The organism is Microcoleus sp. PH2017_28_MFU_U_A (genome assembly GCF_020738035.1).
In the GTDB taxonomy this organism is placed as follows: Bacteria; Cyanobacteriota; Cyanobacteriia; order Cyanobacteriales; family Microcoleaceae; genus Microcoleus.
Window position 1 is genome coordinate 1 of record NZ_JAEQCX010000147.1, and the last position, 14,303, is coordinate 14,303.

Below are 14,303 nucleotides of genomic sequence, written 5' to 3' on the forward strand. Positions count from 1 at the left end.
ACCTTAAATGTACGCGGAGACAGAGTAAGACTATGAAAGGTAGCATCAGTCGATGAGGCGTAAAGAATCCCCGCGCGTTTACGCCGGGGAGTATGTCAATAATTGCTCCCTAACACTCTAACTGTTTCGACCCATAATTTCACGTAGGGCGATCGAAGCTGCTTGCTTCGGTGTCAGTCGATTTTAGATTTTAGATTTTAGATTTTAGATTTGGGAATGAACGAGCTCGTGCTGGCGATCGCCAGCACGAGAGTTGCATCAGACAAGATTGGAAAAGTCACTCTCCAATCGGGAAATACATCTGCTTGTCCGTCAAACTTCATCCTGAAATCCCTCGAACCTGTTCCTTTTCCTTCTTCCCTCTTCGTTGTTCGGGTGCATCTGGTTTTGGAATAGGGCGAAGCATGACCGCATATAAGGAGGGAGCATCTCAATTTGGCATTTACAGTGCGAGCGTCCCCGCTCGCGTGCTTGTTTGTACAAGCACGCGAGCGGGGACGCTCGCACTACGATAAAAAATGCTTCTTGCAAAACTGAGATGCTCCCTATAAGGAATGAGAATTAAATAACTTACAATTTTAATGATTGTGGGATGGGCGTCCCGCCCGTCTATAAGGGACGGGCGGGACGCCCATCCCACTTTTAAGAGTGTAAGTTATTAAATTTTCGTTCCTAAGTTATTAGTTATCATCTCATATTGACTCTTGTCATGCTATAGCCCATACGGATATATTCGCCTTGCACAAGCCGCTGCACCCCGTTGTTCGAGCAACAGTCAACAGTCAACAGTCAACTGTCAACAGCTACGCGGAAAATCCCCCGCTTGTCCAAACGGATATAGCGAGGGGCGAGAATAGGTATTCTCAGAAAATATAAAGTAGTAGCACTGGCTTTTGTCGAGCCATTGCCATCTATAGAATCCATACTGTTTTAGGCGCACTGAAAAATTTCAGAGCAAAATTTCAGAGCCCGCTCTTTGCCAGCAGTCAATGCTTGAAGTCAAACCAACCTGTTCAAGCAAGAATTCAAAGCAAATTGTAAAGACCTAGGATACTTCTTCGCGATCGATTTGGCGCAGGTGAATGTGCTTGCGTCCCAGAGAAATTTCAAATTCATCTCCCGGCTGGAGTTCCATCTGCTTGGTGTAGGCAGCTCCAATCAGTAAGTTGCCGTTAGATTGAACGCTAATCCGATAGCTAGCCGAGCGTCCGCCACGTCCGTTGCCGTTTTGCTTCCCATCTAGCTGAATGCCTTCTGCATCAATCAGCGCATTCAGGAATTTCATCATGTTGACCCGTTCTACGCCGTTCTTGGTAACGGTATAGTAGCCACAGGCTCTAGCTTTTTCTTCCTTGGTCAGATTCTCTAGGTCTTTGACCTTTTTGATCAGATCTTCGCCTTCAAGGGGTTCGATATTTTTCTTTTTAGCCATTTACTGAGTCCTGAAATATTCAAGTGGTGTACGGATTTTTTCTCGGTTGGTTTTTGGTTTGACCAAGAAAGTTTAGCTTTATAGCCGGTCTTGACATACTCCCCCACCTAAAGGCGCTGGGATTCTGGGTTCAAACAGCGATTGCAGGTTCTTCACCTGTCTAACATCACCTCGCCCACAGGTTGATGCCCCAACCTGTTTGAGATTTTTTGAAATAAGAGAGTTGAGACCGGATTTTTATATCTCGCGAATCAACAAAGTCTACTCTATCATGAAAGCCGTCTTTTTAGGATGGGGCTTTAAACCCAATTGTTTGATAAAACTATATTACACCGATCGGCTCAATTGTTAACCACTATTGTCTAAATATTTTTAACAAGGTGGAGTCTTTCTTGAGGAGTAGCTGCCAGGAGCGTGCGAGCAATCTCTAAACTAGGTAGCATAAGCTATCAGCTATCAGCTAGCTGAATATTTGCCCCGCTCTTAAAATCCCATGAAGTTAACCACACGCGGACACTACAGTGTCAAAGCTCTACTGGATCTAAGTTTGCAACCTCGGTTCGGGCCGACATCGGTGAAATCGATTGCGAACCGACAGGAGTTACCCGCTCCATATCTAGAAAAATTGCTGATTGAAATGCGACGAGCCGGTTTAGTCCAATCTGTTCGGGGTTCCCAGGGAGGATATCAATTGGCTCGGGAGCCAGCTCAAATCTCTTTAGGACAAATCTTAGAGGCTGTAGGGGAAACTATTGAACCTTTACCTCGACATTCTCCTGACGCTACCCAACCAGAGGACTGGGTAACATTCAGTTTGTGGAACCGATTGCACAAAAAACTTGCTGAAGCGCTGTACAGTATTTCCCTCGAAGACTTATACTATGATGTCCGCAGTTGGCAAGCTGCTCTCGGAGAAGAAACTAGCTTTATCATTTAGATGGTAAGTTCATTCATTCGATGGCCAACTCACATGGACGCAACACTTGTTACCTACTCTGGTGGCACACGTTGCGGTGCTGTCCGCTTCACAGTCACGGTTGACAAACACTCGTCATCTGACTGCAACTGCTCTATCTGTAAAAAGAAAGGATTTTTGCACCTGATTGTGCCGCCCGAACGTTTTACCTTGCTCTGCGGGGAAGATGTTTTGACAACCTATACATTTAATACAGGCACTGCTAAACATACTTTCTGCCGGATTTGTGGGATTCACTCGTTCTATCGTCCCCGATCGCATCCCGATCAATTCGATGTCAACGTCCGCTGTCTTGACGACTATGCCGTTTCCCAATTTCAGATTCTACCCTTTGACGGTGTTAATTGGGAACAGAACGTACACGAACTGCACGACGAAAGTCATCTCAGCAGTTAAAATCGGCTCTAAAAAATCACACTCCGCTCGATGTAGCAGCAGTTAAAACAGCAGCTACCCGATCGCTCACTAGCGATCGAAGGGACTATCATGTTGAACACCATATATAATAATGCCGGATGAATTTACTGTTTTGATTTTAGCTGCGGTATTGGATTATTCGATCGGCGATCCTTGGGGTTGGCCGCATCCCGTGCAGGCGATGGGTTGGGCGATCGACCGCTATACTCGATTTGTCTTTAATATATGGAACAATCCCGCAGACAAAATGCCTCTCTCTGGCGATCGTCCCCCAGGCGAGCGGCACCAACTGCTGCTACGATGTGCTGGTACAATACTAGCGATCGGGCTGATTATAGGCAGTTATACTGTCAGTTGGTCGATCGTCCTTGCTGCTAGTTGGGTGCATCCTGTTTTAGGCATTGCCCTACAAACCATTTTGCTGGCTAGCTGTTTTGCCGGTCGCAGTTTGAGGGCGGCTGCTGAAGACGTGCTAGCGCCTTTAAAGGTTGGAGATTTAGTCAAGGCGCGAGAAAGGTTGAGCCTTTACGTCGGTCGGGATACCGAAAACTTATCTGAGCCAGAAATTCTGCGAGCATTGTTAGAAACTGTAACAGAGAATGCAGTAGATGGCGTGAGTGCCCCGCTATTTTATGGATTAGTTGGGTTCGCTCTGCCGCATCTATTATTAACTGTTATCGATCGACCGATCGCTCCTGACTCGATGTGGGATCTGGCGATAGTTCCCTGTGCGATCGCCTACAAAGCAGCTAGCACATTAGATTCTACCGTCGGCTACAAAGAAGCACCATACACAGATTTAGGATGGTTTAGCGCCAAACTAGAAGACGTGCTGACATGGATTCCTTGTCGGCTAACAGTGATTACTTTAGCCCTGATATCTGGCAAACCGATCTACGTTTGGCAGATTTGTCAGAGAGATGCTGTTAAAGATGCCAGTCCCAATTCCGGTTGGAGCGAGTGCGCCTACGCCGCCATCTTGGGAGTACAACTGGGAGGTACAAATTCCTATCGGGGAGTTATCAAACACAAACCGCTGTTAGGCGAGTCGATTCGTGCGATCGCACCGCAGCAAATTGACCAAGCATTGCAATTAACTCGGTATTGCTTTCTGATTTGGTTGGGACTATCATTGCTTGTTTATACTTTATTATCTTTTGTTCCCTAACAATAGAGCTGACCCGCAGACAGATACAGCCCTCCGACAGGAGTCTGGAAGGGGAGTATCTTAGTTTTGCATTTATAGTGCGAGCGGTATAATACTCGCGAGCGGGGACAGCACTATAATAAAAGATGCTTTTTTCAAAAATGAGATGCTCCCTCTGGAAGAGCCAAACAAGTTTCGACGTTAGTAGTTCTTCTCCCAGATTCAACTGTCAAGTCAATCTAAAATCTAAAATCGTTCGACGCTGACACTAACGCCGAAGTCTCACATCTAATAATTGTTCCAACCCAGAGATTAATTTGTCCAGTCAATCTAAAATCTAAAATCTAAAATCTAAAATCCTTCGATTCGCCAACAGCCAACCATTAGCTCGCAGCCAGCAATGACTAAAATTATTAAGATTTTATCCCCGGATGAAGTGAGGCGGACTCTCACCCGCGTCGCTTCCCAGATTGTCGAAAAATCAGGAGCTCCTTCGGACTTAGTGCTGTTGGGGATTCATACTAGAGGAGTGCCTTTAGCTCAAATGTTGGCAGCTCAAATTGAAGTCCTCGAACAAGTCAAAGTATGCGTGGGTGCTTTGGATATTACGTTTTACCGAGATGACTTGGATCGAGTTGCGATGCGGACACCTGCTAAAACAGAAATTCCTTTCGATTTGACCGGCAAAACGGTGGTGTTGGTAGATGACGTTATATATAAAGGTAGAACAATTCGAGCGGCTTTGAATGCGGTAAACGATTACGGGCGGCCGGAGAAAATTTGGTTGGCGGTATTAGTCGATCGCGGCCACCGAGAAGTACCGATTCAGCCGGATTTTACGGGTAAAAAGTTGCCGACAGCCAAGGAAGAACAAGTTAAGGTTTATGTTCAAGAACTTGACGGGCGCGACGGAGTGGAATTGATTAAGGGTTGATGTCGCTCGTTAGCCTCGAAACATCCGGGACACAACTGACTTAGGTACGTAGTTGCGCTTTAGCGCTCTTTGCTTCATGAAAGAGCGCTGAAGCGCAACTACGTACCTTAACGGCCGAAACAGATTCTCAGTTTTTCCAATCAGTAGTATAGACAAGAGCGCCCAAGCGCAACTACGTACCTTAAAATCGGCAGTGCAGGAGTTGAACCTGCCTGGGGCGAATTATGAGTTCGCTGCCTAAACCGCTCGGCCAACTGCCGTTAGATCGACTTATGTCGATCCAACTCAAAAGTAGTATAACATAATTTCCCAGTCCGTGCTAGAACTAGAGAACAAAAATCAAAATCTTTTAGATCTGCCGAACCCGCGATCGCCTGTATCACCTCTGTGCTGGAGTCGATCGACCGGAATTAGCAGTTTCTACGATTTTGGAATCAACTTATAGGCAGTCAACAACCCACCGTTAAATCGGAGTACCGACTATAACGGGGGCTTGAAACATAGCCCTAGTTGACCAGACTCAGGCAGTAATGCCTGCGTTAGTGGCAAGGCGTTTAACTAATACGAGTTGGAAGTCCCGCACTCTATCCGTTTACAGGATGAGTGACGGGATGAAAACGAGCACCAAACAAATTGAGCGATAGCGAATCCATGATAGGCTCGAACTAAGCGGGGATGATAAGAGTAGCCGTGGTGGGCGAACTTTCCGTTGTATAAAGGCTAGACACCACCTATCAGTTTCTGACTGGTAGCCCCAATATCCAGCTAAGCCGTAAAAGAGCTGATGGATGGGTGAAAAAATCAACAATTCTACTCCTTGGGACACAGGGAGTCTGCCGGAAAAGATAAGTAATTATCTTGCTAGTGAGTACCACATAAAGGTGAGTAAAACCTACGGAGGGAGGATAAGACCAGCTTAGAGAGGGCTGCGAATAAGGCTCTCCCGTTGAAAGAGGAAGCCCGCACTCTATTTGTTTACAAAATGAGTGTCGGGTATGTCACGTTCTTACCTACGGATGCGTAGCTAGTCCGTAGCTCTAAAACTCTTAGGTTAAACAGTCATTTGGGAGACAGTGCCAAGCGAGAAAGTACCGACCACTAACTTTGTCGAAGCTAACATTACCGGAGCAATCCGAGAGGGAGCAATCCCCAAATTAAACGCCCCACTGAGGCGGGTAAGCGAAAGAACAATATCAGCAGCCTCTATCCTGTAATGTCAGCAGGTATGCCAGGGAGAATAACCACTTTTGAGGCGCAACGGTTTCCTTTTATGGAGATACATAATGCAGTATAGACCCTGGCCTCCCTTTCCTCTCACCGCCAAGCCGAGTATAGTTATGACGGGAGTCTCTAGGGAGGAAGAAAGGTGAATTCGACGGTAGTGCTGACTCTTATTCTGCTAACTCTAATGTTTGGAGCAGGTGTGACGAGTTCTGTTTGGGGATTTACTATAGGTCGCGAAGCGTTGAAAGGAACGACTCAACCTGATGTTCGCCCCAGCAACAATGCTGGCAGCGGTAAGCAGGGAGCTGCGGCTAGCAAAGACCAAGTGAGCATTTTGAAAGAAAAAGACATTCTTAAAACCGTCAAAGCGCGGGTAGAAGGTCGCGATCCTGACAAAAAAACAGCCGCGACAAATACTAAAGCAGACAAGGCAAGCTCTAAACCTGCCACAGCCAAAAAACCGGCTGCGGCAAATACCAGTGCCAAGTTTCCCCTGAACAGTCGCGACGGGGGAGTAACTCTGGAAGTGAGCGCAGCCAGCCAGCGCAGCAACTCGATGCTGCTAGACGTGAGCATGAAAAACGAAGGTTCCCAAGCTGTGAGGTTTCTCTACAGTTTCTTGAACGTCACTGACAATCAAGGGCGGGCTCTTTCGGCGACTGCTGAGGATTTGCCGGCGGAACTTCCACCCAACGGGCAGGTGTATTACGGTACGGTGAGTATTCCTACAGCTTTGCTGGAAAATGCTAAGGAAGTTTCGCTGACGCTGACAGATTATCCAGGCCAAAAATTACAGTTGCAAATATCTGGCATTCCAGTGGCAAAGTAATTATTGGATTTGGGATTTGGAATGGCTGATGAATTAAGTGTTTGGAGCACGGGCTTACATTTGCATTATTTTCGGACAATGGTATGAGACAAAAGGAGACCAAACCTCCAGACTGTTGACATAAAGTAAATAATTTCCTAGAAATTCCTAGTAAATCATTGTAAAAGCTGGCACTATGGATTGAAAACAAAAATACCACCTAGCGATGACAAAATATGTCACACCGCGAAAAGCTTGCAAAATCCTGCAAGTCTCAGATAAAACCCTTAGAAACTGGGAACTTGTCGGCAAAATATCAGCAATCAGAACCCCATCCAACCAGCGACGCTACGACATCGACAGCGTTCTCGGAGGCAGACACGACCGAATTACAGCCATCTACGCCAGGGTTAGCAGCTATAAACAGCGAGAAGACCTCTACAGACAAGTCAGCTACCTCCAAAGTATCTACCTGCAAGCCAAGGTCTTCAAAGACATCGGAAGCGGACTCAAATTCAAAAGAAAAGCGCTGCTTGCCCTTTTGGGACACATGTCGGGAGATATCTCAGCAGTTGTGGTCGGACATCAAGACAGACTCGCAAGGTTCGGTGGTGAGCTCATCAAATGGATCTGCGAACAAAACAATTGCCAACTCATGGTTCTCAGCAGAAACGAGTTGTCTTGTGAACGAGAAATGGTTGAAGACATCCTTGCTATCATCCACGTCTTTAGCAGCCGACTCTACGGTCTGGGAAAATACAAATCTGCTATCAAAGAAGATTCGAGTTTACCCGGAAGCCAAGCTAGCAGCAAAATGGAGGACTTGGATTGCGGCAAGTAGGTGGTGTTACAACCAAGCAATTGCTATTCTTAAGGACGAAAAAATAGGCAAGTATGATTTAAGAAAAAAGATAATGGATTCGGCTCCCGACTGGGTTTGCGAACAACCTTACAACCCGCGACAGATGGCAGTGTTTCAAGCTTTTGAAGCACACAAAGCTGCTAAAAAGGCAAAAGGAACGGCAAAATTTAGAAGCCGTTTAGACACATCTCAAACTATCCGATTTCAAACATCTAACTGGAAGTTCGGGGCTTTTTACCCGCTTGCTACTAAAGGGCTAACCTTTAAAGCGTCCGAACCAATCGTTGAGGTAATGCAACACGAGCCAACACTCAGTTTGATCGACAGGCAGTGGTTTATCTGCTATGTGATTGACGAACCAAAAATAAAGCCGATCGATAGTGATTTAGCTGTCGCACTGGATCCAGGTGTTAGGACTTTTGTTACTGGTTTTGACGGCAGTGACTTTATCGAAATAGGAAAAAACGATATTGGTCGCATCTATCGGCTAGCAAGACATCTAGACAAATTAATGTCCCGCATTGGACTAAGTAAAGGGAGGCAATTCAAGCGACTGAGGTATTGCTTGCGGAAATCGGCAGCAAAAATTAGAATCAAAATCAAGAACTTAGTTAATGAATTGCACAAAAAAGCTGCAAAATATTTTGCAGCCAAGTACAAACTAATTTTCTTGCCAACCTTTGAAACACAGCAAATGGTTAAGAAAGGTAGGCGTAGGTTGGCGACTAAAACTGCTAGAGCGATGGTCACGTTGAGCCATTATCGTTTTAAGCAAATGTTGAAGCATCAAGCCACCAAACATGGTGGTGTTGTAGTAGACGTAACAGAAGAGTACACATCGAAAACTTGCTCAAAATGTGGGCATATCCACGCTAAATTGGGTGGAGCTAAAATCTTTAAATGTCCAGAATGGGGACACACTCTGGACAGGGATAAAAATGGCGCTTTCAATATTTTGTTGAAAGCCTTGAGAGATACCTCCCTGACAGGAGAGCTTGCTGCTTTTTCTGTTTTGCCATACACGGCTATTCTGGGCTTAGTCCGGGATTTACCGGGTTAAATGTATCTGATTCTCAGGTTCGATCGAGAAAGTTGTTCTAGGGAGAATTGTGTCACTTTTAGGGACTAGAGTTCAGGAGATAGCTGATTTACCTGCGATGAGTTGGGCAGAGGTGCTGTCGCGGTTGCTGTCAGTGCTGCTGCTGATTGCGATCAATGCTTTTTTCGTGACGGCTGAGTTTTCGATGGTGACGGTACGCCGATCGCGCATCAATCAATTAGTCGAGGCCGGCGATGTTCCGGCGATAACTGTTCAATCTTTGATACACAGTATCGAGCGATTGCTCTCGACAATGCAGTTGGGAATCACTCTTTCTAGTTTAGCTCTCGGCTGGATTGGAGAAGATACGATCGCCGTTCTGATCCGAATGTCGATCGGCTATTTGCCGCTACCAATCTATATCAAATCGGCGATCGCCCATTCTGCCAGCATCTCAATAGTAACTTTTTTCCTGCTAGCTTACCTGCAAATCGTACTCGGCGAAATCCTGCCCAAATCTGTAGCCTTAGTTTATTCCGAACAGCTAGCCAGAAGTTTAGGGCCTCCGAGTTTATTGATTTCCCGCTTGTTCAATCCCTTTGTGTCGTTTCTCAATCAATCCACGCGATCGCTATTGCAGCTTGCGGGAATCGAATACGAGCGCACGCACCAGCCAGTTACGCCCCAAGAACTGCAATTAATTATAGCGACTTCCAGCGAATCAAGCGGCTTGGAAGCAGAAGAGCGAGAATTGCTGAATAACGTGTTTGAATTTGGCGAAGTTTGCGTAGAAGAAGTGATGGTACCCAGGCCCAGCATTGTGGCACTTCCCAAGACGGCTACGTTTCAAACTTTGCTTTCGGAAATGGCGATTTCCAACCATTCCCGCTATCCCGTCACGGGAGATTCTTTAGACGATATTATCGGGATTATTGGCTTCAAACAACTGGCGAAACCCTTAGCTGAAGGTTTGCTATCTCCCGACACGCCGATTGTAACTTGGATTAGTGCGGTGAGATTTGTGCCGGAAATGATGCTGCTGGGGGAATTACTGCCTTTGATGCAGGGTTCGTCGGAAGAAATTGCGATCGTCGTCGATGAATTTGGCGGCATTTCCGGCTTGGTGACGCTGAGGGATTTGATCGCTGAAATTATCGGCCGCACTTACGAGTCGCCCGACAGCAAAGAAATAGCTTTGCAAGTATTGGACGATCGCACTTTTTTAGCGCAAGCGCAGTTAAATGTAGATGATGTCAATCAAATATTGAATTTGGACTTGCAGGTGACAGACGAATATCAGACAATCGGAGGTTTTCTGAGTTATCAGTTGCAAAGAATGCCGGCGGTTGGGGAAGTTTGGCGCTGCGAAAATGCGGAACTTACAGTAGTTTCTGTGTGCGGGCCGCGGTTGGATCAGATTCAAATTCAGTTGTTGAGTGCGACGGCGGGCGATCGAGTTTTGGGTGAAGTTGCAGCGGCGGGCGGGGAAGTTGGGGGAAAAGGGCGATCGAATGGCGGTTTGAGAGGTGCGGCGAAGTTTTCTAGTTAATACCAATTAAAAAAATAAATGCAACAATATTGGTAGGGTGTGTCGCCAGAAAGCTTACCTTAAAAGAGATGAACAATCAGCTATGGCGACGCACCACCGACAAGATTTCAGCAAACAAACTCAACCTCAATTATTGTACAATACCGTTTACTTAAGACCGCCCTGGGGGTAAAACCCTCTGAAAAATAGATACGGAGATTGCTTCGTTCCTCTCTTCGGACTATATTAAGTAAACCGTATTGAATTATTGTAGAAACATTTTTTTGAATTGGTATTATATTTGGATTTTGATGGGGAGGACGATCGCAAATAGCTGATATGCTTTTAGTCCCATTGAATGAATGCGCTGCCACACGAAATTCAAAATAAACAGGACAATAACTAATGTTGGAGGAACAAGCTAAAGTCCTTTAATATCAAGCTTTGTGCTGTTCGTAAGAGTTTTTGCGGTATCAAGCATTCGGGAAAACTTCCTCTGAAAACATACGGCGCAGAATCTCATAGAAGGGTTCACAATACTGCGCTTGTTCGGGTGACAGACAAGCCCCAATCTCCTTACGAAGTAGGTGAGTCATCTGGCTGACGAGCTCCCAACTGACATTCAGTCGAGGGTAAATCATCACGCACAGGGGAAATAGTTCGGTTTCTAGCGCGTGCAAATTGCCTTCGAGCAAACAAACCCACATATAAACCTGAAACATCTCGACATCACGAACACTTGATGTACGGATATGTTGACTGTTGAGGGGCCCAGAATAACAGCGATAGCGTGGGTACAGTTGATTCACTCGATCGACTACCCGTTCAGCAATATAGCTCATCTTCGACATCAGCAGGCGAACAGATTGCACCGGAATCGCATTCGGTGGATGCTTTGCAGCAGCTTGGTATGCGCGTTGCAGTGGCATATATAAATGATCGTCTAGCATCTTGACGTAGTTACCAAAATTTTCCTGTTCTCCCTCAGGGAGCAAGTCCATCAACTGCGTTCCCGTGTAGTGATATTGCATCGCCACAAAGCCAATCACGCGGGGATCAATTGCTGTAACGTGCTGTCGGACTTGTCCGAGAACTGGGCTCACCTTGTTGACTATACGATAGGGCGACAATTGCTCGCTATATGCTTCGATCGCAAACTTATAAACTTGATGAATACCACCAGAAATATACCAAGGATCGATCAGATCCGTATCTATACCGTGTTCAATTAACGTTTCTGCCAATAGGTAGTCAGTTTTTGTCCAGGATTTTGCACTCACAGAACGCAGCGATGTCAACATTTGTTTTGCCATACTGATACGCCGTCGTTCGATAAATTTATCCTCACCCACAACCGCAGGGGTACCGCTTTTCATCTGTTGTAGATACTTTTGCGCGAAGGAAACAGATAAGTCTACCGATGGTGATAGCGGATCGAATGATATGGAGCTGAGCAAAGAAGGATGAGTAGTCATTGATTTAGTATTTATTCTGTCAAGGTTAGATGCTGATGGCTTTTCAGTCACACATTCATTTTTTGCGAGAGACAATTGTGCGAATGCCGGAGTAGATTTAATCTAGAATTTGGTAGCAAATGATGGCGATAATAGCGATCGCTATTGTTTGTTGAAGCATTCGATCTTAACTATAATCTCCTAAAACTCCAGGATTCAATCGTATAAATACTGATAAATATAATAAACTTCGCAGCCATTTCCGAGTCAATACCGTACTTGTAGGTAGACTTTCAAATTAAATAGTTGGCTGACTTTGTGCAACGCCTATATACCACGCTGGTAAGGTCAAAAAACGGCACTTGTCGCTGGAACCGAACTCCTTAGCCGAAATACCGAAGCTAGAGACTGTTATTGTTCAAAATTAGCCTAAAATTGCCTGATTTAACGATCGTGCTAGACAGTGCTGGCTGTATGTACCCAGCGGGTGCATCTGGTTTTTGAAGCCTGAAGAAGCATGACCGCATATAAGTTATTAGTTATCATCCGATATTGACGGAGGTCATGCTTCGCCCCTACAAACATATTTGCCCAAGTGACATGCACCCTACCCAGCACTGTTCGGCGGAATAAATTTAAATTGCACAAAAAGCAGGAAATCGCTATTTTGCTTGAGATTTTTTCATATTTCAAGCAAAGAAAATTGATCGAGAGCTTGATTTCAAAATCAAAACCCTTAAACTTGACGAGACTCGCGGTGTTCAAAATCAATCTATCTGCATTGCCAACCCTACAAATTGGTTAATTTCAGTGAGTTAAACAATCAATTAGTGCGGATTGAAAGGGTGCATCTGGCGCAAGGCAAATATATCCGTAGGGGCGAAGCATGACCGTAGAAAATAGGAGATTATAACTAATAACTTATATGCGGTCATGCTTCGCCCTCTTCAAAACTCAGATGCTTCCTTGCAAACCTGCAATATTAAGCGTAAGGCACCGGATCTTTTAATCCTAATTCGTCAAAAGCAGCCAGCCGCAACCGACAAGAATCGCAAACGCCGCAGGCACTTTCGCCACCTGAATAACAAGACCAAGTTTGTGTCCAAGGCACTCCCAACTTGTTGCCCAATTGAATAATTTCGGTTTTTTTAAGTTCTATCAAAGGTGTGAAAATCTTAATAGCTTCTCCTTCCCTTCCCTGCTTGGTTCCCAACCGAAATACTTCCTGCATGGCTTGGATGTAATCGAGGCGGCAGTCGGGATAGCCGGAATAATCTAAAGCGTTGACACCGATGTAAATTCGCTGAGCTCCTAGGGTTTCGGCGTAGGCGAGGGCAAAGCTGAGAAAAATGGTATTTCTAGCTGGAACGTAGGTAACGGGGATGTTTTGCGACATTTCTGCCAGATTGCGATCGATCGGCAATTCTATCTGATTGTCTGTCAAAGCCGAACCGCCCCACTGCGTCAAGTCAAAGTTTACCACCTGATGCACCTTAACCTGTGCTGAAAGTGCGATCGCCCGTGCTGATTCTAACTCTCGCCGGTGTCTTTGCTTGTAGTCAAAGGATATCGCATAACATTCGCAGCCGTCGGCTTTGGCTTGATACAAAACTGTTGAGGAATCCAGCCCTCCCGACAATAAAATAACTGCTTTCACTTAAAACATCCTCGATTGCATCAGGTTTTATATTTATATCAAATCTGTTGTCACTTGACAAGATAGGACGTACGGTTGAAACCGCGCCTACAAAAACGTAGGCGTTAGCCTTCCCGAAGGGTAGTCAGCCGGACGCCGACTGAAGAAGATAAAATAATTTTAACCGCATAAGACGGCGGTTGAAACCGCGTCTACAAAAACGAAGTCCGCCTCTGCGGACTGAAGAAGATAAAATAATTTTAACCGCCGAGTCTTCTTCAACCCGCGGAGGCGGGTTTTGTTTGTATAGAAGCGGTTTCAACCGCCGAGTTTTCATGCAACAAATCGTCTAGTTCCCGGTAATCCGGCAAAGTTGTATCAATTGCTCTACCCTGCCGCAAAACTGTGCGATCGCGCTGCGATCTAGATAACAATTCGCTAAAATTCCGCGCCTTAAACAAAATCAAATCTGTGGGTAAACCAACTCCGATTCGTCCCAAATTCGGCAATCCCATTAAGTCGGCTGCTGTGGTTGTGACTGTGCGCGGCCAATTTTCCCAAGGCCGATCTAAATGGGCGATACGGGCTGCCATATTCAAGACTTCCAAAACATCGTGATCGCCAAATCCGTAAAACGGATCGCGACAATTGTCGCTAGCAACTGCGACGGGAATTCCTGCTGCTTTTAGTTCATGCAAGACAGTCACTCCGCGCCACCTCGGTGTACGCCCAGATTGTTTGGAATAGGAGAAAGCACGACTTTTCTACCCTTCCAGCCATTATGCCTGTACTTTCTAGACACTTTCTATTTGTTTAACGTATTTGCGTCATTACAGCCGTTGAGGT

At 45.7% G+C, this 14,303-nt stretch carries 14 protein-coding genes, 1 tRNA gene and 1 pseudogene; 10 read left to right on the plus strand and 6 right to left on the minus strand.

The features are described 5' to 3' along the window. The first annotated feature begins 216 nt into the window (after positions 1–216). The gene (locus JGK14_RS30440) at positions 217–396 is read left to right on the plus strand and encodes a hypothetical protein (protein ID WP_293190290.1); all 180 of its coding nucleotides are present in this window, start codon (positions 217–219) and stop codon (positions 394–396) included. A gap of 393 nt (positions 397–789) precedes the next feature. On the opposite strand, the gene JGK14_RS30445 is transcribed toward JGK14_RS30440, so the two are convergent. Further along, positions 790–924: a hypothetical protein gene (locus JGK14_RS30445; protein WP_325315861.1), complete on the minus strand. Its 135-nt coding sequence runs from the start codon at positions 922–924 to the stop codon at positions 790–792. A 121-nt stretch (positions 925–1,045) separates the two neighbouring features. Continuing rightward, positions 1,046–1,432, minus strand: coding sequence for an AbrB family transcriptional regulator (locus tag JGK14_RS30450; protein WP_293157313.1), 387 nt, complete (start codon positions 1,430–1,432; stop codon positions 1,046–1,048). Between the two features lie 493 nt (positions 1,433–1,925). Here JGK14_RS30450 and JGK14_RS30455 point away from each other — a divergent pair, with 493 nt between their 5' ends. The 4 genes from JGK14_RS30455 (at position 1,926) to pyrR (ending at position 4,906) form a co-directional block, all read left to right on the plus strand. Next, a complete protein-coding gene (locus JGK14_RS30455) occupies positions 1,926–2,369 on the plus strand; it encodes an Rrf2 family transcriptional regulator (protein ID WP_293182439.1) in 444 nt (147 codons plus the stop codon). A gap of 33 nt (positions 2,370–2,402) precedes the next feature. After that, on the plus strand, positions 2,403–2,804 hold the full coding sequence (locus tag JGK14_RS30460) for a GFA family protein (RefSeq protein ID WP_293182473.1): 402 nt from the start codon (positions 2,403–2,405) through the stop codon (positions 2,802–2,804). A 112-nt stretch (positions 2,805–2,916) separates the two neighbouring features. Next, positions 2,917–3,993: an adenosylcobinamide-phosphate synthase CbiB gene (gene cbiB, locus JGK14_RS30465; protein ID WP_293197783.1), complete on the plus strand. Its 1,077-nt coding sequence runs from the start codon at positions 2,917–2,919 to the stop codon at positions 3,991–3,993. 379 nt (positions 3,994–4,372) lie between these two features. Continuing rightward, positions 4,373–4,906 (plus strand): bifunctional pyr operon transcriptional regulator/uracil phosphoribosyltransferase PyrR, encoded by a 534-nt coding sequence (gene pyrR / locus JGK14_RS30470; protein WP_293182435.1) that lies wholly within the window; start codon positions 4,373–4,375, stop codon positions 4,904–4,906. Between the two features lie 187 nt (positions 4,907–5,093). Here the strand turns inward: pyrR and JGK14_RS30475 are convergent. Further along, positions 5,094–5,166: transfer RNA gene (locus JGK14_RS30475), tRNA-Ile, on the minus strand. A 56-nt stretch (positions 5,167–5,222) separates the two neighbouring features. On the opposite strand from JGK14_RS30475, the gene JGK14_RS30480 reads away from it, so the two are divergent. The 5 genes from JGK14_RS30480 (at position 5,223) to JGK14_RS30500 (ending at position 10,388) form a co-directional block, all read left to right on the plus strand. Next, entirely contained in the window at positions 5,223–5,351 is a 129-nt protein-coding gene (locus tag JGK14_RS30480) for a hypothetical protein (protein WP_293202954.1), read from the plus strand. A 963-nt stretch (positions 5,352–6,314) separates the two neighbouring features. Further along, entirely contained in the window at positions 6,315–6,959 is a 645-nt protein-coding gene (locus JGK14_RS30485) for a hypothetical protein (RefSeq protein ID WP_293190294.1), read from the plus strand. 205 nt (positions 6,960–7,164) lie between these two features. Then, positions 7,165–7,779, plus strand: a complete 615-nt coding sequence (locus tag JGK14_RS30490) for an IS607 family transposase (protein WP_293219235.1) — start codon at positions 7,165–7,167, stop codon at positions 7,777–7,779. Further along, positions 7,718–8,860 carry an RNA-guided endonuclease InsQ/TnpB family protein gene (locus JGK14_RS30495; protein WP_293211066.1) on the plus strand — a complete coding sequence of 381 codons (1,143 nt, stop codon included), beginning with the start codon at positions 7,718–7,720 and terminating at the stop codon, positions 8,858–8,860. The genes JGK14_RS30490 and JGK14_RS30495 overlap by 62 nt, the downstream gene beginning before the upstream one ends. Positions 8,861–8,909: 49 nt before the next feature. Then, positions 8,910–10,388 (plus strand): hemolysin family protein, encoded by a 1,479-nt coding sequence (locus JGK14_RS30500; RefSeq protein WP_442921495.1) that lies wholly within the window; start codon positions 8,910–8,912, stop codon positions 10,386–10,388. A gap of 452 nt (positions 10,389–10,840) precedes the next feature. On the opposite strand, the gene JGK14_RS30505 is transcribed toward JGK14_RS30500, so the two are convergent. From JGK14_RS30505 to JGK14_RS30515, 3 genes and pseudogenes are all read right to left on the minus strand, one after another. Beyond that, complete coding sequence (locus JGK14_RS30505; RefSeq protein ID WP_293182431.1) at positions 10,841–11,842, minus strand: hypothetical protein; 1,002 nt, start codon at positions 11,840–11,842, stop codon at positions 10,841–10,843. A gap of 961 nt (positions 11,843–12,803) precedes the next feature. Next, positions 12,804–13,478 (minus strand): 7-cyano-7-deazaguanine synthase QueC, encoded by a 675-nt coding sequence (gene queC / locus JGK14_RS30510; RefSeq protein WP_293190288.1) that lies wholly within the window; start codon positions 13,476–13,478, stop codon positions 12,804–12,806. A gap of 257 nt (positions 13,479–13,735) precedes the next feature. After that, positions 13,736–14,197: pseudogene (locus JGK14_RS30515) on the minus strand (amidohydrolase family protein); the annotation flags it as partial. Positions 14,198–14,303 lie beyond the last annotated feature (106 nt).

Bases quoted from the DNA above. Each gene is read 5' to 3' on its own strand.
- JGK14_RS30440 (WP_293190290.1), top strand. From the start codon at position 217: ATGAACGAGCTCGTGCTGGCGATCGCCAGCACGAGAGTTGCATCAGAC.
- JGK14_RS30445 (WP_325315861.1), bottom strand. From the start codon at position 924: ATGGATTCTATAGATGGCAATGGCTCGACAAAAGCCAGTGCTACTACT.
- JGK14_RS30450 (WP_293157313.1), bottom strand. From the start codon at position 1,432: ATGGCTAAAAAGAAAAATATCGAACCCCTTGAAGGCGAAGATCTGATC.
- JGK14_RS30455 (WP_293182439.1), top strand. From the start codon at position 1,926: ATGAAGTTAACCACACGCGGACACTACAGTGTCAAAGCTCTACTGGAT.
- JGK14_RS30460 (WP_293182473.1), top strand. From the start codon at position 2,403: ATGGACGCAACACTTGTTACCTACTCTGGTGGCACACGTTGCGGTGCT.
- cbiB (WP_293197783.1), top strand. From the start codon at position 2,917: ATGCCGGATGAATTTACTGTTTTGATTTTAGCTGCGGTATTGGATTAT.
- pyrR (WP_293182435.1), top strand. From the start codon at position 4,373: ATGACTAAAATTATTAAGATTTTATCCCCGGATGAAGTGAGGCGGACT.
- JGK14_RS30485 (WP_293190294.1), top strand. From the start codon at position 6,315: ATGTTTGGAGCAGGTGTGACGAGTTCTGTTTGGGGATTTACTATAGGT.
- JGK14_RS30490 (WP_293219235.1), top strand. From the start codon at position 7,165: ATGACAAAATATGTCACACCGCGAAAAGCTTGCAAAATCCTGCAAGTC.
- JGK14_RS30505 (WP_293182431.1), bottom strand. From the start codon at position 11,842: ATGACTACTCATCCTTCTTTGCTCAGCTCCATATCATTCGATCCGCTA.